Origin of the sequence: Arthrobacter ginsengisoli (assembly GCF_031456935.1) — a bacterium.
Taxonomy (GTDB): Bacteria; Actinomycetota; Actinomycetes; order Actinomycetales; family Micrococcaceae; genus Arthrobacter; species Arthrobacter ginsengisoli.
The window spans coordinates 1-18,030 of sequence record NZ_JAVDVQ010000040.1; the positions used below are offsets into that span (position 1 = coordinate 1).

At 66.6% G+C, this 18,030-nt stretch carries 11 protein-coding genes; 2 read left to right on the plus strand and 9 right to left on the minus strand.

Annotated features, from left to right (window positions below; genetic code table 11):
• Positions 1–343: 343 nt before the first annotated feature.
• Genes J2X01_RS21130 through J2X01_RS21140 form a run of 3 tightly spaced genes read right to left on the minus strand, consistent with a single transcriptional unit; the run spans position 344 to position 7,882 of the window.
• Entirely contained in the window at positions 344–4,033 is a 3,690-nt protein-coding gene (locus J2X01_RS21130; protein WP_310062257.1) for a 1,4-alpha-glucan branching enzyme, read from the minus strand.
• 1 nt (position 4,034) lies between these two features.
• Entirely contained in the window at positions 4,035–5,831 is a 1,797-nt protein-coding gene (gene treS / locus J2X01_RS21135; protein WP_310062259.1) for a maltose alpha-D-glucosyltransferase, read from the minus strand.
• The gene (locus J2X01_RS21140) at positions 5,828–7,882 is read right to left on the minus strand and encodes an alpha-1,4-glucan--maltose-1-phosphate maltosyltransferase (protein ID WP_310062263.1); all 2,055 of its coding nucleotides are present in this window, start codon (positions 7,880–7,882) and stop codon (positions 5,828–5,830) included. Before J2X01_RS21140 ends, treS begins: the two co-directional genes overlap by 4 nt.
• 169 nt (positions 7,883–8,051) lie before the next feature.
• Here J2X01_RS21140 and glgP point away from each other — a divergent pair, with 169 nt between their 5' ends.
• Positions 8,052–10,670: an alpha-glucan family phosphorylase gene (gene glgP / locus J2X01_RS21145; RefSeq protein WP_310062266.1), complete on the plus strand. Its 2,619-nt coding sequence runs from the start codon at positions 8,052–8,054 to the stop codon at positions 10,668–10,670.
• Positions 10,671–10,789: 119 nt separating this feature from the next.
• On the opposite strand, the gene J2X01_RS21150 is transcribed toward glgP, so the two are convergent.
• The 3 genes from J2X01_RS21150 to glgX are packed head-to-tail and all read right to left on the minus strand — an operon-like array spanning position 10,790 to position 13,748.
• Entirely contained in the window at positions 10,790–11,146 is a 357-nt protein-coding gene (locus J2X01_RS21150) for a barstar family protein (RefSeq protein ID WP_310062268.1), read from the minus strand.
• Between the two features lie 7 nt (positions 11,147–11,153).
• Complete coding sequence (locus tag J2X01_RS21155; RefSeq protein ID WP_310062271.1) at positions 11,154–11,603, minus strand: guanyl-specific ribonuclease; 450 nt, start codon at positions 11,601–11,603, stop codon at positions 11,154–11,156.
• A gap of 30 nt (positions 11,604–11,633) precedes the next feature.
• Complete coding sequence (gene glgX / locus J2X01_RS21160) at positions 11,634–13,748, minus strand: glycogen debranching protein GlgX (protein WP_310062273.1); 2,115 nt, start codon at positions 13,746–13,748, stop codon at positions 11,634–11,636.
• A 115-nt stretch (positions 13,749–13,863) separates the two neighbouring features.
• Here glgX and J2X01_RS21165 point away from each other — a divergent pair, with 115 nt between their 5' ends.
• Positions 13,864–14,667 (plus strand): carbon-nitrogen hydrolase family protein, encoded by an 804-nt coding sequence (locus J2X01_RS21165; RefSeq protein WP_310062276.1) that lies wholly within the window; start codon positions 13,864–13,866, stop codon positions 14,665–14,667.
• A gap of 274 nt (positions 14,668–14,941) precedes the next feature.
• On the opposite strand, the gene rlmB is transcribed toward J2X01_RS21165, so the two are convergent.
• The 3 genes from rlmB to J2X01_RS21180 form a co-directional block, all read right to left on the minus strand.
• Entirely contained in the window at positions 14,942–15,928 is a 987-nt protein-coding gene (rlmB, locus tag J2X01_RS21170; RefSeq protein WP_310062279.1) for a 23S rRNA (guanosine(2251)-2'-O)-methyltransferase RlmB, read from the minus strand.
• 123 nt (positions 15,929–16,051) lie between these two features.
• Complete coding sequence (gene cysS, locus J2X01_RS21175; RefSeq protein ID WP_310062282.1) at positions 16,052–17,509, minus strand: cysteine--tRNA ligase; 1,458 nt, start codon at positions 17,507–17,509, stop codon at positions 16,052–16,054.
• Between the two features lie 56 nt (positions 17,510–17,565).
• On the minus strand, positions 17,566–17,895 hold the full coding sequence (locus J2X01_RS21180) for a hypothetical protein (RefSeq protein WP_310062284.1): 330 nt from the start codon (positions 17,893–17,895) through the stop codon (positions 17,566–17,568).
• Positions 17,896–18,030 lie beyond the last annotated feature (135 nt).

Sequence of the window (18,030 nt, forward strand, 5' to 3'; positions counted from 1 at the left end):
GCACACTATTGAGTTCTCAAACAACAGACACACCCGGCACCACCACAACCAACATTCAGTCGCGGATCGCTCCGGAGCAACTTCACAAACTTACCGGGCCGCTTCACCCTTGTCAAATCGGCGCCCCAACCCGTTCTCGCCGTGAGGCTTCTGGGTCTTGGTGGCCGTTCAACTCCGGGGAGCAGCGCGGAAATAAACTCTACCACCACTTTGCCCCGGTGACAAAGCGGGCCGGGAGCGCGCTGCTGCGGGGCACCAAAAGGCCCGGAATCAAGCGGATTCCGGGCCTTTTGAGGAAGTGAGGAAGTCTGGGCCGCCGCTGTCCGCGGCGGACTCCCCCGCGTCAGTCCACGAGTTTGAAATACGCTGCGCCGAGCGGAGGCAGCGTGACGGTGAGCGTGGCGGGCTGGCCGTCAGTTTCGAGGTCAGCCGCTGTCAGGGCGCCCTTGTTCAGGACACCGGAACCGCCGTACACGACGGCGTCGGTGTTCAGCAGCTCCTGCCACGTCCCCGCCGAGGGGACGCCGAGACGGAAGTCGGTGTGCGGGCCCCCCGAGAAGTTGAAGGCGCACACCACGGAGTTGCCCGCTGCGTCCCGGCGGATGAATGTCAGGACGTTGCGGTCTGCGTCCCCGCCGTGGATCCACTGGAAGCCGGCGGGATCGTTGTCCTGTTCGTAGAGCGCGGGCGTGGCGGTGTACAGCTCATTGAGGTCCTTAGTCAGAAGCTGCAGGCCCTGGTGCGCCGGAATCTCCGCCAGCCACCAGTCCAGGCCGTGCTGCTCGGACCATTCTGCCTCCTGGCCGAATTCGGTGCCCATAAAGATCAGCTGCTTGCCCGGGTGCGCCCACTGGAAGCCGAGGAAGGCACGCAGGTTCGCCAGCTGCTGCCAGCGGTCTCCCGGCATCTTGCGCAGCATCGAACCCTTGCCGTGCACAACCTCGTCGTGACTGATCGGCAGCAGGAAGTTCTCCGTGTAGGCGTAGACCATCGAGAAGGTGATGGTTCCATGGTGCCACCGGCGGTTGACCGGGTCCTCGGATATGTACTTGAGCGAGTCGTGCATCCAGCCCATGTTCCATTTGATCCCGAAGCCCAGCCCGCCCTTGCTGGTGGGCGCCGTGACGCCTGTGAACGCCGTGGATTCCTCGGCGATCATGACCGCGCCGGGGTGCGTCTTGTAGACCGTGGCGTTGACTTCCTGCAGGAACGCGATGGCCTCCAGGTTCTCCCGTCCGCCGAAGCGGTTCGGCTGCCACTGCCCGTCCTCGCGGGAGTAGTCGAGGTAGAGCATCGAAGCCACGGCGTCCACCCGCAGACCGTCGATGTGGAATTCGTCGAGCCAGTACAGCGCGTTCGCAACCAGGAAGTTGCGCACCTCGGTACGGCCGTAGTCGAAGATCAGCGTTCCCCAGTCCGGGTGTTCGCCGAGGTTCGGGTCGGCGTGCTCGTAGAGGGGTTCGCCGTCAAACCGGGCGAGCGCCCACTCGTCCTTCGGGAAGTGCGCCGGCACCCAGTCCAGCAGTACACCAATGCCGGCCTGGTGTAGTTCGTCCACGAGGTACCGGAATTCGTCGGGATGGCCGAAGCGGGAGGTCGGCGCGAAGTACGACGTGACCTGGTAGCCCCAGGATCCGCCGAACGGGTGCTCCGCCACCGGCATGAACTCCACATGGGTGAAGCCGAGCCACTTGACGTATTCGACCAGTTCCTTGGCCAGCTCTTTGTAGCTGAGCCCGATCCGCCAGGAGCCAAGGTGCACTTCATAGACACTCATCGGCGAGTTGTGCGGATCCAGACCGGCCCGGGCTTCCATCCACTCCACGTCCTTGAAGGCGTAGGAGGGCTCCACAACACGCGACGCCGTCAGCGGCGGAATCTCGGTGCCAAAGGCCAGCGGATCCGCTTTCTCCACCCAGTACCCGTGCTTGCTCCGGATTTCAAATTTGTAGCACGCCCCTGCTAGAACGCCGGGAATAAACAGTTCCCAGACCCCCGAGGAGCCCAGGGATCGCATCGAGTGCTGCCGGCCATCCCAGCCGTTGAAGTCACCCTTGACCCGGACTGCCTGGGCATTGGGCGCCCACACCGCGAAGGACACGCCGTCGACATCGCCCAGGGCGGATTTGTAGTGCTGGACGTGCGCGCCGAGCACATCCCAGAGGCGCTCGTGGCGGCCTTCGCTGACCAGGTGCAGGTCAAGCTCGCCAATCGTGGGCAGGTAACGGTAGGGATCGTCGGTTGCCTGCGGCGGCTGGCCCTTGTAGGTCACCTCCAGCCGGTAGTCTGGCACGTGGCCGGTCTCCAGCGGCTCCAGCACGGCAACCCACACCCCGCCGGATTCGTGCGTCATCGGGTACGTGCCGGCAGCGGTCACAACGGAGACGGCTTCGGCGAGGTGCTTGACCGTGCGGATGGTGACGTGTCCGTAGTCGTCAAGGTGCACGCCTAGAACCGAATGTGGCGCGTGGTGTTCGCCCGCGGCGACCCTCGCCAGGGTATCCGCATCCACCGGCAGTGGATTTCCGGGACTGTCGATACGTGCTGAACCTGTCATTTTGATACCTTCCGCTGCGGTTTCGGCCGGGAGGCCGGAACCTGTACTTCCGAGGAGACGACGTGATGCGTGGACCGGAATGGAAAGCCAGTCTGGCCTGTTCCGGAGTTCATAGATGACTTCGTAGAGGGCTTTGTCGAGCCAAAGCCCCACAAAGAGGGGCGAATCGCGGTCGATGCTGCCGGGGATGACTTCGGCGTAGCCGGCCAGGAAGGCCGCGGCGCAGTCGTCCACCCAGCTTTCCGGGACGTCAGCCTCCGGGTGCTCCCGGGCGGCCGCGCCGGCAGCGTAGTCAAAGGACCGCAGCATTCCGACGACGTCCCGCAGCGGGACGTCCGGGAAATTTCGCTCCGAGACCGGCCGGAGCGGCTCCCCCTCGAAGTCGAGGATGGCCCAGCGCGGCGGTTTCCCGGCGCCGCCCGGAACCTGGAGGATCTGGCCGAGGTGGAGGTCGCCGTGGATCCGCTGGAGCGGCCCGGCGCCGCTGCCTTCGAGGCGCCCCAAGAGCCTGTCCAGCGCTGCACGGTAAGGGCCGACGGCGGACCCGGCCTGGGCCCAGGACTGCCGCACCCGCTGGGCGACGCCGGGCGCGATGTCGCCTCCCGGGACGGATTCGGAAGCAACGCCCAGTGCCTGCGCCAGGCGGCGGTGCACCGTTGCGGTGGCGGCGCCGAGCGCGCGGGCCTCCGCGGTGAAACTCCGGCCGACGCTCGCGGCGTTGACGGCCAGCCGCCAGGCATCCAGCCCGCCGGCGAGGAACTCGTGTGCCACGGCCAGTTCGCCATGCACGGGCCCGGCGCCCTGTTCCCCGGCCGGTGCCTGCCACTCGCCGGTGACCCAGCCGAGGGTTGCGGGCACCTCAGCGGTGCGCCCGGCGGTCAGGGCAGCACCGATCTCCACTTCAGGGTTCTGCCCGTCGGAGAGCACCCGGAAGAATTTCAGGATCGCGGCCGAGTCGCCGTCGTCGACAATCACGGAACTGTTGGACTGTTCCCCGGTGAGCACCTTCACGACGCCGGTGGCCCGGGGCAGGCGGTAGCCGGACTCCACGAGGTGGCCGGCGGCGTTTCCCGCGGGGGTGGTACCTCCGAGGCGGATGAGTTCCAGCCACGCCGCGATGAACGCCGGGTCGTGGACGCCGTCGTAAATCCACCGGTCTTCGGGTGCTCCGGCGGGGCCGGCCCCGGAGACTTGCCCGATCAGCGCTGATTCGGCCCCGGCCAGGGGCGACCGGCGGATACTGAGCGGGACCTGGACGACGTCGGTCCGCGAGCCGTCCGGCGTCGGGTAGCTCACGGCCAGCAGCTGCACCTCGAGTTCGGCTGCGTCGGGCGCGCCGCCGGGACCGTTGACGAGGCTCAGGCCCCCGGCGGTCTCGAAGCTGAACGCCGCACTCTTGACGGGGAACCAGCGCTGGCGCGGCAGCCAGTCGCCGAGCAGTCCGCTCAGGGCAGGGGTAAGGGTCGGTCGGGTCATGTCAGCCTTCGATGGACAGGATGGGCATGGCCTGGGTGTAGGGCGACGCGGGGTTGGAGGCAGCCGAGCGAATCCGCAGCCAGAAGAAGTCGTGGCTGCCCAGGGTCAGCGTCAGGGTGCCGTCCTCCGAGATTGCCGGGAAGGCCTGGCCGCCGAACACGTCCCGGAGGCCCCGGCCGGCGAACCGCGGCACGCGCAGGGTGGTGGCCACCGGATGCTGGGACAGGTTGAAGGCGCACAGGACGGTCTCGCTGTCCTCGCCGGCGGCGTTGCCTTCCGGCAACTCGCGCAGGTACGCGAGGACCACGTCGTGGTCGGCTTCGACGTGTTCAAAGCCGCCCAGCCCAAAGGCCGGGTGGTTCTTCCGGACGCTGAGGATCTGGCGGGTCCAGCGCAGCAGCGAGCCTGAGTGGGCTGCTTCAGCCTCGACATTGGCCATGCTGTAGTTGTAGACCAACGACTGGATCACCGGAAGGTACAGCTTGCCGGGGTCCGCATTGGAGAACCCGGCGTTGCGGTCCGGGTTCCACTGCATCGGGGTACGGACCGCGTCGCGGTCCTCAAGCCAGATGTTGTCGCCCATGCCGATTTCGTCCCCGTAGTACAGGAACGGGCTGCCGGGCAGGGAGAGCAGCAGGGCATTGATGAGTTCAATCTCGGAGCGGGAATTGTCCAGCAGCGGCGCCAGCCGGCGGCGGATCCCGATGTTGGCGCGCATGCGGGGGTCCGGCGCGTACCAGCCGAGCATGGCCGCACGCTCGTCGGCGGTAACCATTTCCAGGGTCAGTTCGTCGTGGTTCCGGAGGAACGTGCCCCACTGGGCACCTTCGGGAATGTCCGGGGTGTCCTTCATGGTCTCGATGATTGGTGCGGCTTTCTGGTCCCTCAGCGCGTAGTACAGCCGCGGCATGATCGGGAAGTGGAACGCCATGTGGCATTCCGGTTCCGCTTCGCTGCCGAAGTACTCCACCACCTCGGCCGGCGGCTGGTTGGCCTCGGCGATGATCACGCGGCCCGGGTAGCTTTCGTCGACCATCTTGCGCAGTTTCCGCAGGAACTCGTGGGTCTGCGGCAGGTTTTCGCAGTTGGTGCCCTCCTCCTCGAAGAGGTACGGGATGGCGTCCGCCCGGAAGCCGTCAATGCCCTGGTCCAGCCAGAACCGGACGACGTCGAAGAGGGCATCGATGACTTTGGGGTTCTCAAAGTTCAGGTCCGGCTGGTGGCTGAAGAAGCGGTGCCAGAAGAACTGGCGCCGGATCGGGTCGAAGGTCCAGTTGGATTCCTCCGTGTCCACGAAGATGATGCGGGCGTCTTCGTACTTCTCGTCCGTGTCGCTCCAGACGTAGAAGTCGCCGAAGGGCCCGTCCGGGTCCTTTCGGGACTCCTGGAACCAGGGGTGCTGGTCGGAGGTGTGGTTCAGGGGCAGGTCGATGATCACGCGCACGCCGCGGGCGTGGGCCTCCGCGACGAGGCGCTTGAAATCGCTGATGGTGCCGAATTCGTCCAGCACCGAGTTGTAGTCTGAGATGTCATAGCCGCCGTCCCGGAGCGGGGACTGGAAGAAGGGCGGGAGCCAGAGGCAGTCGACACCGAGCCACTGCAGGTAGTCCAGTTTGTCGATCAGCCCGTGGAAGTCGCCCGAGCCGTCACCGTTTCCGTCCGCAAACCCGCGGACCAGCACCTCGTAGAAGACCGCCTTCCGGTACCAGTGCGGATCATGCTGGAGGCCGGGCGCGTTCAGTTCAAAGGTTCCCTTCGGGCTGAAGTGCTGGTTGGGATTCGTCGGGCTGAAACTCACGCGGGCTGCCTCCGGATGCTAAGAATGTGTGCGGGTTCGACATGAGCGTCCAATCGAACGTAGTTGTACTCCCCCCACTCCCAGCTCTCGCCGGTCAACAGATCATCCACCATGAACCGGCCATTGTGCGTCAGGTTCTCCGGGTCCAACTCCAGTGCCGCCAGGTCCAGCGTCACCGTGCTCTCGCGGATGCCGTGCGGATCGACGTTGACAACGATGATCAGGGTGTCCTTCGTGCCGTCCGGGAGAACTTTGTGCTTTGAGTAAACGACGGTGGCGTTGTCCGTGCTCTCGTGCACGGTCAGGTTCTGCAGGTCCCCCAGGGCGGGGTGGGCGTGCCGGATCGCGTTGAGCCGGCCGAGGTAGGGCGCCAGCGTCCGGCCGGATTCGGCGGCCGCGTCCCAGTCACGGGCCTTGTACTCGAACTTCTCGTTGTCGATGTATTCCTCGGCGCCGGGCCGGGCCACGTGCTCATAGAGTTCGAAGCCGGCGTAGACGCCCCAGATGGGACTCGCCGTGGCGGCCAGCGCGGCCCGGATCTTGAACGCCGGCGGCCCGCCGTACTGCAGGAATTCGGTCAGGATGTCCGGGGTGTTGACGAAGAAATTCGGCCGGAAGTAGGCCGGGGACTCGTGGCTGACCTCCTGGAAGTATTCCTCCAGCTCCTTCTTCGTGTTCCGCCAGGTGAAGTAGGTGTAGGACTGCTGGAAGCCGGCCCGGCCCAGCGCGTGCATCATGGCCGGGCGGGTGAACGCCTCGGCGAGGAAAACGACGTCGGGGTGCTTCTTGTTGACCTTGGCGATCAGCCATTCCCAGAACCACACCGGTTTGGTGTGCGGGTTGTCGACGCGGAAGATCTTGACCCCGTGGCTCACCCAAAGAAAAACAATGCGCAGGATCTCGTTGGAGAGGCCGGCGGGATCATTGTCGAAGTTGAGCGGGAAAATGTCCTGGTACTTCTTCGGCGGGTTTTCGGCGTAGGCGATGCTGCCGTCAACCCGGGTCGTGAACCACTCGGGGTGGCTTTCCACCCAGGGGTGGTCCGGGGCGGCCTGCAGGGCAAGGTCCAAGGCTACTTCCAGGCCCAGTTCGCCGGCCCGCGCCACGAAGGCGTCGAAATCCTCGAAGGTGCCCAGCTCCGGGTGGATCGCGTCGTGGCCGCCTTCCTTGGCCCCGATGGCCCACGGCGAGCCGGGATCGTGCGGTCCGGCCAGCAGGGTGTTGTTCGGGCCCTTGCGGTGCTGGATGCCGATCGGGTGGATCGGCGGCATGTAAATAATGTCGAAACCCATCGCCGCGACCGCGTCGAGGCGCCGGGCGGCGGTCCGGAAGTTGCCGGAGGTCCATTCGCCGGTTTCGTGGTTGCGGACGGCACCCTCGGACCGTGGGAAGAACTCGTACCAGGCGCCCCGGCCGGCGAGTTCGCGTTCCACGAGCAGGGGGTACTTCTCGGACACGGTGACAAGTTCACGGATCGGCTGGTGTCCGACGATGGCGGTCACCTCGGGGCTGAACCCGGCGGCGAGGCGTTCCTCGGCGGTCTTGCTGGTGTCATTGAGCCCGACGACGGCCATCCGGAGCGTCCGCCGGTCGGCGGACGGGCGGGAAGACTCCTCGGATGCCTCGGAGAGCAGCGCGGCACCCTCGGCCAGCATCAATTCGACGTCAATGCCGGCTTCGACCTTGACCTCGGCGTTGTGGTGCCAGGTGCCGTAGCGATCATGCCAGGCCTCGATCACGAAGGACCAGGTGCCGGTGGTGGACGGGGTCAGGAGTCCTTCCCAACGGTCGGATCCCTGCCCGCGCGGGCCCCGGGGCGGGGCGAGCCGGGTCCGCTGGCGCTCCTTCCCGCGGGGATCGAGCAGGACGGCGCTGACCCCAAGCTGGTCGTGGCCTTCGCGGAATACGGTGGCGCCCACCACGAGGGTCTCGCCCACCGTGGCCTTGGCAGGGAATTTCCCGCCTTCGACTGCGGGCTGGACGGCGGTGATCGGGAAACGGCCAAAGCGCAGGCCTTCCGTGATCAGGGCCTTCGGTTTTTCTTTGGACACGGCACTGCTTCGCGAGTTAGTCGTCACAGCCTCGACGTTAGCGATAAATCAGCCGGATTGCTAAGGCTGCTCCGTTTTTCTGGAGGTTTTCTGGAAGCCGGTCCGTCATTTATGCAAATGAGACAAAAAGCGGTTCCGGGCCTCCAACTTGTCAGTTAGTGTTTCGCAGGTGAAGGCAATCCGCAGATTTACCGTCCGAACCGTTCTCCCCGAGCCCATCCGGCCGCTGGCCCGGCTGGCCACCAACCTTCGGTGGTCCTGGCACCGGCCCACCCGGGATCTTTTCGAGGGCCTCAACCCGAAGATCTGGGCCGAAAGCGAGCACGACCCGGTGAGCTTCCTCGGCCTGGTCAGCAGGGAGGAGCTGCAGCGTCTCGCCGCGGACCTGGACGTGGTGCGCCGGGTCCACGCCGCCGCCGAGGACCTTGACCGCTACCTCGAACAGCCGCGCTGGTACCAGAGCCTGGGCGACGGAGCACCGGCGTGTATCGCCTACTTCTCCCCGGAATTCGGCATCACCGAAGTGCTGCCGCAGTACTCCGGCGGCCTCGGCATCCTCGCCGGCGACCACCTGAAGGCAGCCTCGGACCTGGGCGTGCCGTTGGTCGGCGTCGGCCTGCTGTACCAGGCCGGCTATTTCAAGCAGTCGCTGTCCCGCGACGCCTGGCAGCAGGAAACCTATCCGGTCCTGGATCCGGACGGGCTGCCGCTGACCCTGCTGCGTGAGGCCTCCGCCGACGGCAACGGCAAACCCATCCAGATTTCCCTGCCGCTCCCCCAAGGTAGGCGGCTGCTGGCGCACGTCTGGCGGGCCGACGTCGGGCGTGTTCCGCTCCTGCTGCTGGACTCCAACGTTCCGGGCAATGACGAGGCCGCACGCGGCATCACGGACCGTCTGTACGGCGGCGGCGGCGATCACCGCCTCCAGCAGGAACTCCTGCTCGGCATGGGCGGGGTCAAGGCCCTGCGCGCGTTCCAGAAACTCACCGGCAGCCCCGCACCGGAAGTGTTCCACACCAACGAAGGCCACGCCGGTTTCCTGGGGGTGGAGCGGATCCAGGAGATGATGGCCGCCGCCGAACCGCTGAGCTGGGAAGAAGCACTGGCCGCCGGACGCGCCTCCACCGTTTTCACGACCCATACCCCGGTCCCGGCCGGCATCGACCGCTTTGAAGTCTCGCAAATCCAGCACTTCTTCGACGCCGGGCTGGCTCCCGACGTGCCGGTGGCGAAGATCCTGAATCTCGGCCGCGAGGACTACACCGACGGCAACCCGTTCGTGTTCAATATGGCCGTGATGGGCCTGCGGCTGGCCCAGCGCGCCAACGGCGTGGCCAAGCTGCACGGCGTCGTGTCCCGCGGAATGTTCTCCGCGCTGTGGCCGGGATTCGACCACTCGGAGGTGCCCATCACGTCGGTCACCAACGGTGTGCACGTGCCCACCTGGGTTGACCCGCGCGTCTCTGCGCTGGCCCGTGACCAGTTCGGCGCCGACGCGGAAACTCAGGGCCGCTGGGACCTCGCCTACAACGTCAGCGACGAGGACGTCTGGGCCCTCCGCCGGGAGATGCGGATGTCCCTCGTGGAGGACGTCCGGCGCCGCCTCCGGGCCGCCTGGAAGAAGCGCGGGGCGGCCGACGCCGAGCTCGCGTGGACGGATTCGGTGCTGGACCCGGACGTCCTGACCATCGGCTTCGCCCGGCGTGTGCCGACCTACAAGCGACTCACCCTGATGCTGCGCGAACCGGAGCGGCTCAAGGCCCTGCTGCTGCACAAAACGCACCCGATCCAGCTGGTCATCGCGGGCAAGTCGCACCCGGCCGACGACGCGGGCAAGAAGATGATCCAGGACCTCGTCCGGTTCACCGACGACCCGGCGGTGCGGCACCGGATCGTGTTCCTGCCGAACTACGACATTGCCATGGCCCGGACACTGTTCCCGGGGTGCGACGTGTGGCTGAACAATCCGCTGCGTCCGCTCGAGGCATGCGGCACCTCGGGCATGAAGGCCGCGCTGAACGGCTCGCTCAACCTCTCGGTCCTGGACGGCTGGTGGGACGAGATGTTCGACGGCGAGAACGGCTGGGCGATTCCCACCGCCAACAACGACGCGTCCCCCGAGGAACGCGACGACATCGAGGCGGCGGCGCTGTACGAGCTGCTCGAGACACAGGTGGCCCCCCGCTTTTACGGGCTCACCGTGTCCGACGCCGCCGGTGCCGCGGGGCCCTCCCAGCCCGGCCGGCAGGCGGTCCCCACGCACTGGGTCTCGATGATCAAGCACACCATGTCGCATCTGGGTCCGGCAGTCTCCGCGGAACGGATGCTGAAGGACTACGTCAATGTCCTGTACCGGCCGGCCGCCGTCGCCGGCCGCCGGGCCGTGGCGGACAACTTCGCCGAGGCCAAGGAACTCGCGGCCTGGATTTCCCGGGTCCGCGCCGCGTGGCCGCAGATCCAGGTGGAGCATGTGGACTCGGTGGGCGTCTCGGAGGACCCGCAGATCGGCGACATCCTCCAAGTCAACGCTTATGTGTCACTGCACGATCTCACCCCGGACGATGTGTCCGTTGAGGTGGCGTACGGCAGGGCGGAGGACAGCGACGAACTCGCCGACATCACGGTGGCGGAGCTGAAGGCGGTTGAAGACCTGGGCCGGGGACGGCACCTGTTCAGCGGCACTTTGGTGATCGACCGGTCCGGTTCCTTCGGGTACACGGTCCGGGTGCTCCCCAAGCACGCCGCCCTGGCGTCCAGGGCTGAACTGGGACTGATCGTCAACGCCTGAGCCGCGGTCAGCCGCCCCGCCGGCTTGCCAGTCAATACGCAGCAGCGCCGCAGCCGGAAACCCGGTTGCGGCGCTGCTGTCTGTTGTCTGTTGTCTGTTGTCTGTTGTCTATCGACCGGTTACAGGCAGACGGCGATGACGGCCAGGTTCCCGCCGGCGTACCGTTCGGCGTCCTGCAGGACTTCGCAGATGACACCGAACGACCGGTCGGCGCGGAACGCGGCCGGGACCTCCCAGATGAAAGTGATCGGCGTCTGTCCGTCATCGCCGACCGCGTCGGCGAAGTCGTGCAGCGAGTCGTTGAGGGCGTCGAGGTTCACGCCGTAGTCCGCCGGGAAGTCCAGCGTCTCAGCGAACGTTTCCAGGACGCTCCGTTTGGTGTCGGCGGCGGGAATCAACAGGGCGCGCCGCCCGGCGTCGGCCACCAGCGCCTGCAGTTCCTCAATGGTCCAGGTGTCCGCGGAGTAAATCTTCAAGGGTTCCCTACTTGCCTTTGACGATGAATTTGAACGAGTTGTAGTGGTCCGGGGTGTAGTACTTCTCGCCGGCTTGTCCGGCCACGATCCGGCGGGCTCCGCGGTCCGATTCACCCGGGGTTCGGACCGTGTATTCCTTGTAGTAGCCGGAGGATTTCCTCGGAAGAACGCGTTCGAAATTTCCGAAGGTGGCGTCATCCCGGGTGTAGGGGTACGGGCCGCCCTGGGCGATGAGCACCAGGGTCCGGCGGGCTTCGTCGGGAAGCTCGGAGGCCTTCACCTCCGGCAGCCCCGACAGGTTCACGATGTTCGGCGCGGCCGGGGCGGGAGCAGTTGTGCCGGCGCTCGCTGCGCCGGACGGGGCGCTACCGGTGGTCGGGACTCCTGCCAGGACGAAGGCCAGCACGGCCAGTGCGACCAGCAGGGCAAGCAGGGCCGTCAGCCGCTGGACCTTCATTATGTGTTTCCTTCTGAATCCAGGGCCGGGCTACGTGCGGTAGATGTTGATGGAATTGGCCTGCACGACGTCCCGTTCCCCGGAAGCGACCCGGACGCCCTGGCGGCGGTCGTGGAGCCCGGAGGTCGTCAGGCGCAGTTCGAAGAGCCGGTTGCCGGTCCCGTCCTCATTGCTGAGCAGGGGCAGCGTGACCTTGACGTCCTTGGCGCCGCCGTTGACCACCACGAGTCCGTCCACGTGGCCGTCGTCGGAACCGAGCAGGAGCTGCACCACCCGGTTACCCGGGTCCTGCCAGCGCTCTCCGGCCATCGGCTCGCCACGCTCGTCGAACCAGTGGAAGTACGACTGCAACTCGCGCGTGGGGTAGTCATGCGGCTGCCCGGCGAGGAATTCCTTGCGGAGCCGGATCACCCGCTTGGTGGTGCGGAGCATGGAGTGCGATTCGGGCGTGCTGGTCCAATCGATCCAGGTGATGGGGTTGTCCTGGCAGTAGGCGTTGTTGTTGCCCTGCTGGGTCCGGGCGATCTCGTCACCGGCGGTAATCATGGGAACGCCCAGGGAAATCATCAGCGACGCCATCAGGTTGCGGCTGGACTGGGCACGACGCGCCAGGATGTCCTCGTCCTCTGTGGGTCCCTCGAAGCCGTGGTTATAACTGCGGTTGTCGCCGTGGCCGTCACGGTTCTGTTCGCCGTTGGCCTCGTTGTGCTTGCGGTCGTAGGCCACGAGGTCAGCCAGGGTGAAGCCGTCATGGGCGGTGACGAGGTTGAGCGAAGCGAGCCGGGACCTGCCGGACTGCTCAAACAGGCGCGCGGACCCTGAGAGCGCGTCTGCGAGGCGGGCCACCGAGCCGCCCTGCCCGCCGGCGTCGATCGCGGCGCGGTCCGCGAGCCAGAAGCTGCGGACGGCGTCGCGGAAGTGATCGTTCCAGTCCACCCAGCCTGCCGGGAACCGGCCGGTCTGCCAGCCGCCGTAACCGATGTCCCAGGGCTCGGCGATGAGCTTCGTGGCGGACAGCACCGGATCGGCGCCGATCGCCACGAGGAACGGGTGCCGCGGATCGAACTCGTTGGCGGCGTTGCGGGCCAGGGTCACCGCCAGGTCGAAGCGGAAGCCGTCGATGTGGAACTCCGTCACCCAGTAGCGCAGGGAATCCAGCACCAGCTGCACCACCCGGGGGTCGGCGAAGTTCAGGCTGTTGCCGCATCCGGTGGTGTCCACGTACCTGCCGTGGCCGTCATTGCGGTAATACGTCATCTCGCCGAGGCCGCGGAAGCTGAGTGTCCGGCCGTCCCTGCCGCCCTCCCCCGTGTGGTTGTAGACCACGTCGAGGATGACCTCGATGCCGGCGGCGTGCAGCAGTTTGACCATGCCCTTGAACTCGTCCTGGACGGCCTGCGCGCCGGCGGCCTGGGCTGCCTGGGTGGCGTAGCCGGGGTGCAGGGCGAAGAACGCGGCCGTGTTGTAGCCCCAGTAGTTCGTCATGCCCAGATTCTGCAGGTGCGGTTCGTCCACGTGGAAGTGCACCGGCAGGAGCTGGACGGCGGTGATCCCCAGCGCGATCAAGTGCTCGATCATGGCCGCGTGCGCCAGCCCGGCGTACGTGCCCTGGAGGTCCTCGGGCACGTCCGGGTGGAGCTTGGTCTGGCCGCGGACGTGCGCCTCGTAGATGATCGTGTTGCGCCACGGGATCCGCGGACCTCGGTCGTTGCCCCAATCGAAGCGGCTCTCCATCCGGACGCTCGTAATGAAGTCCTCGCGCTCGTCCACGGCCCGGCCGTAAGGGTCCAGCAGCAGCGGCTGCTCGCCACTGGCGTCAAAATCCGGGGCGGGCATGGACATCGGGAGCGCCTCGTGATCGGGGGTAACCCGAAAACCGTAGCGCGAGCCGGCCGGGATGCCTTCGACGATGCCGTGGTGCACGCCGTCGGTCACGTTCGGCAGTGTCTGCAACTGCCAGGTGCCGCCGGGTGCCTGGTAGGCGATCTCAAGGGTTGTCACTGCCGGTGCGTAGACAGCCACATTCGCGAAGGCACCCCGAGGATCGTCCATTGCCGGCGAACCGGTGTGCGGAACGCTGATTCCCAGCGGAAACGCACGCGAGGCGTCTACCGTGGAAGCTGTCTCTACGTAGGGCATGACCATTGCTTAAAGTTTAGCGGGACCGAACGAATGCCCCTGATTCTGGTTACCTGACGAAGTGCAGTTTACGGAATGACGGCGTTGCATACTGGAACAGGCGCAAAATTTGGAGGTAATAGTGCGGATTGCACTCGCTCAAATCATTACCGGACGTGACCTTCTTGCAAATCTGGCCCTCGTGGAGGACTATGCAGCCCGCGCCAGGGCCGGCGGCGCCGGGCTCGTGGTGTTCCCCGAGGCCACGATGCGGGCCTTCGGCAACTCGCTGCTGGACATCGCGGAGCCGCTGGACGGCCCGTGGGCTTCGCGGGTTCGCGCCATTGCTGCGGAACAGGACATCGTGATCGTCGCGGGCATGTTCACACCGGGCACCGCGGGCGACGGCCGCAAGGTGCGCAACACGCTGCTGGTCACGGGCCGCGGCGTGGAGTCCAGCTACGACAAGATCCACCTCTTCGACGCTTTCGGCTTCGCGGAATCGAACACCGTCGACGCCGGCGCGGAGCCCGTCACCTTCGAGTTCGACGGCGTGACGTTCGGCCTCGCCACCTGCTACGACATCCGGTTCCCGGACCTGTTCACCGAGAACGCGGACCGCGGCGCCGAGGTGAACATCGTGTGCGCCTCCTGGGGATCCGGTCCCGGCAAGGCCGAGCAGTGGCAGCTCCTGGCCCGCGCCCGCGCCGCGGATTCCACTACGCTGGTCCTCGCCTGCGGCCAGGGCGACCCGGCCAGCCAGGGTATCCCGGTCAAGGGCGCGGCGCCCACCGGCGTCGGGCATTCCGTCGTCGTGTCACCCTTCGGCGAAGTCCTCGAAGAGCTCGACGGCGCCCCCGGTCTGCTGTTCGCCGACCTGGATCCCGCCGTCGTCAAAGATGCCCGCGCCAAACTCCCGGTCCTCGCCAACCGCCACAAGTTCTAGACTTCCCTGCGGTTCGGCGTGGTCGCTTCCGCGGACACCGGCGGCTTGCCGTCGCTTAGACACCTCCCGACGCCTCCTCCGGCCGCGGGGCGGCCTCATCCGGCTCTGGTCGGCGATGCGCTCCTTTGCAAGCCCCCGGCGCCCGCTCGAATTAAGCTCACCTCGCGCTGGGCTACTTCTTCAGGAGCAGAACCGTTCCCTAACGTTCGCGACTTAAGCGGAAACGCTCCCCCACGAGAGGTGAGGGAGCGTCAGAGCCGGAACCGGCGAGGGACTATTTAGCCGCGCGCTGGCGGGAGATCTCGTAGAGGGAGATGCCGACGGCCATGGAGGCGTTGAGCGATTCCATGGCTGAGTCGATCGGGATGGAAACGATCTGGTCGCAGTTTTCCCGGACCAGGCGGCTGAGGCCCTTGCCCTCGGAACCGACGACGAGGCAGACCGGCTCGGTCGCCAGGGCTAGGTCGGGCAGCGAGACATCGCCGTCGCCGTCGAGCCCCAGAACGTAGATGCCCATGTTCTTGAACGCCTTCAGCGTGTTGTTCAGGTTGGCTGCCCGGGCCACGGGGACGCGGACGGCGGCTCCCGCGCTGGTCTTCCAGGCCGAGGCGGTGACGCCGACGGAACGGCGCTCGGGCACAACGACACCGTGGCCGCTGAAGGCCGAGACCGAGCGGATGATCGCGCCAAGGTTGCGTGGATCGGTGATGCCGTCGAGCGCGACGAAGAGCGGGGCGTTGGCGACGTGGCCCTTCTTCCAGCTCTCGAGGGTCTCCTCGGCCAGTTCGTAGGCGTCCTGGTATTCGTACGGCGGGATCTGCAGCACGAGGCCCTGGTGGATCGCGTCGTCGGTCATCCGGTCCAGCTCGGGCTTGCCGGTTTCGAGCAGCGGGATGCCGCGTTCGGCGGCCAGCTTCAGCGATTCCTTGACCCGGTCATCCATCTCGATCCGGATGGCAACGTGCAGGGCCTTGGCCGGAATGCCGGCGCGCAGTGCCTCGACGACGGAGTTGCGGCCGGTGACGACTTCCTCCGTGGCGCGGCCCTTGGGGCCGGAACGTGCGCCGGCGCTGCGCGGGGCGCCCGGGCGCTTGGCTGCGGAGCGTTCCGCGAGCTGCTTGTTCTTGTGGGCCTTGTGATAGGGGCGGTCCTCCGCTTTGGGAGTGGGGCCCTTGCCTTCAAGAGCCTTGCGGCCGTGACCGCCAGTTCCGACGGTGGGCCCCTTCTTCATTTTGACCGACCGGCGACCGTTGTTGGCCATAAGTTTCACCCTTTTAAATACGCGATTCGTTGATAAGTCTGAACTCCAGTCTACTGACTCGGGTAAAATCCTGGACCGCGGGGTGTGGCGGGGTCCAGGCCCCGCGCCCGGAACGGCGTCGGATCAGCCTCGCTTGAGGCTCCAGACTGCGCCGTCCGGGCCATCCTCGACGACGACGCCGGCGGCGGCGAGCGTATCGCGGATGGCGTCCGAGGCGGCCCAGTCCTTGCTGGCGCGGGCCTGGGCCCGGGCCGCGAGCTGCGCCTCGACGAGGACGCCCAGGGCGGTGGTGCTCTGTTCGTCGACCGCCGGCCCCGCGGTGTCGTTGAGACCAAGGACACGCAGCATGTCGTTGACGCTGAGGAGCGCCCGCCGGGCGGCGTCGAGCTCCCCGGCGGTGAGGGCCGTGTTCCCGGCGCGGACGGTTTCGTGGAGCACGGCCAGGGCCTGCGGGACGTTGAGGTCATCGTCCATGGCCGCCGCGAAACCGTCCGGGACGGAACCGTGGCTGCCAAAGACAAAGCTTCCGTCCGCCGAGGCAAGGGCCCGGGCCGCGCGGCTGATGAAACCGTCGATCCGTTCCACCGCGGCGGCGGCCTCCTGCAGTGAGGTCGGCTGGTAGTCCAGCACCGAGCGGTATTGCGCCTGGCCGAGGTAGTAGCGGACAACCCGCGGCGGGGCCAGTTCCAGCATCTCATTCGGGCTGACCGTGTTGCCGACCGATTTGGACATCTTTTCCCCGGCGTAGGTGACCATGCCGTTGTGCATCCAGAAGTTGGCGAAACCGTGGCCCGCGGCCTGCGACTGTGCCATCTCGTTTTCGTGGTGCGGGAACCTGAGGTCCAGTCCGCCGCCGTGGATGTCGAACTCGGTGCCGAGGTATTTGGTGACCATCGCGGAGCATTCGAGGTGCCAGCCCGGCCGGCCGGCGCCCCACGGCGAGACCCAGCTCGCGGTGGTCGGTTCGCCCTCCTTGTGGCCCTTCCAGAGGGCGAAGTCACGCGGATCCTTCTTCCCCCGCGGGTCGGCGTCCGGGGCCCCTTGCATGTCATCGACGTTCTGCCGGGTCAGCGCACCGTAGCTGTCCCAGGAGCGCACGTCGAAGTAGACGTCGCCGGACCCGTCCGGGGCCGGGTAGGCGTGGCCGCGGTCGATGAGCTGCTGGATCAGGGTGTGCATTTCCGGGATGTGGCCGGTGGCGCGCGGTTCGTAGGTGGGGCGGGAGACCCCCAGGGTGTCGTAGGCCTTCAGGAATTCCTGCTCGTAGCGGTAGGCAAGTGCCCACCATTCCTCGTCCCGGACAGCGTCGGGTTCGTCCTCGAAGTCCGGCCCGAAGGAGGCCGCGGACTTGGCCAGGATCTTGTCGTCAATGTCGGTGACATTGCGGACCACGGTGACGCGGAACTCCCGGTACTGCAGCCAGCGGGTGAGCTGGTCGAAGGCGATCGCGGAGCGGATGTGCCCGACGTGCGGCATGCCCTGCACCGTGGCGCCGCAGTAGTAGAGGCTCACTTTGCCCGGAACCAGGGGGACGAAGTCGCGGACTTCGGCGGATGCAGTGTCATAGAAGCGCAGGGTCACCGCTCCAGATTAGCCGATGGGGCACCGGAGCTGACGTGCGGACCACCCGGCAGGCCCTACTTGCAGTGCTCGCCGATCTTGTTCAGCTGCTCGGCGAGCTGCTTATCCTGGTCGGCGCTCTTGGCCCCGAGGGAAGTGCCGGCGACTGTTTTCATGACGTCGGCCATTTTCTGGATGGGGGCCGCCACCTCGGGGGCGACCTTGTCGGCGACCTCCTGGTAGTGTTTCGCGATCTGTTCCGCCTGCTGCTGCTGGTTGCCGGTGGGGACGAAGGTGTCCTGGTTCAGGAACGCGCAGCTGTCCGGGATGCTCATTTTCGGCGTCCCGGCGCAGCCCGTGAGCAGCAGCCCGGCGACAAGTACGACGGCGGGCAGCAGCTTTTTCACGGGGGTCTCCTGGTGTTGTGGGACGGGGTGGTCCGTTAAGCCTAGGTGATTAAGTCCTATTGGTTTTAGTGGTCGTAGGCGATGAGTGAGCGCTTGCGGGGTGCGTTGATGCGCCAGTTGTGCCAGATGCCGGCG

Excerpts from the sequence above, each read along its gene's own strand:
- J2X01_RS21130 (WP_310062257.1), bottom strand. The coding sequence starts at position 4,033 with ATGACCCGACCGACCCTTACCCCTGCCCTGAGCGGACTGCTCGGCGAC.
- J2X01_RS21155 (WP_310062271.1), bottom strand. The coding sequence starts at position 11,603 with ATGAAGGTCCAGCGGCTGACGGCCCTGCTTGCCCTGCTGGTCGCACTG.
- glgX (WP_310062273.1), bottom strand. The coding sequence starts at position 13,748 with ATGGTCATGCCCTACGTAGAGACAGCTTCCACGGTAGACGCCTCGCGT.
- rlmB (WP_310062279.1), bottom strand. The coding sequence starts at position 15,928 with ATGGCCAACAACGGTCGCCGGTCGGTCAAAATGAAGAAGGGGCCCACC.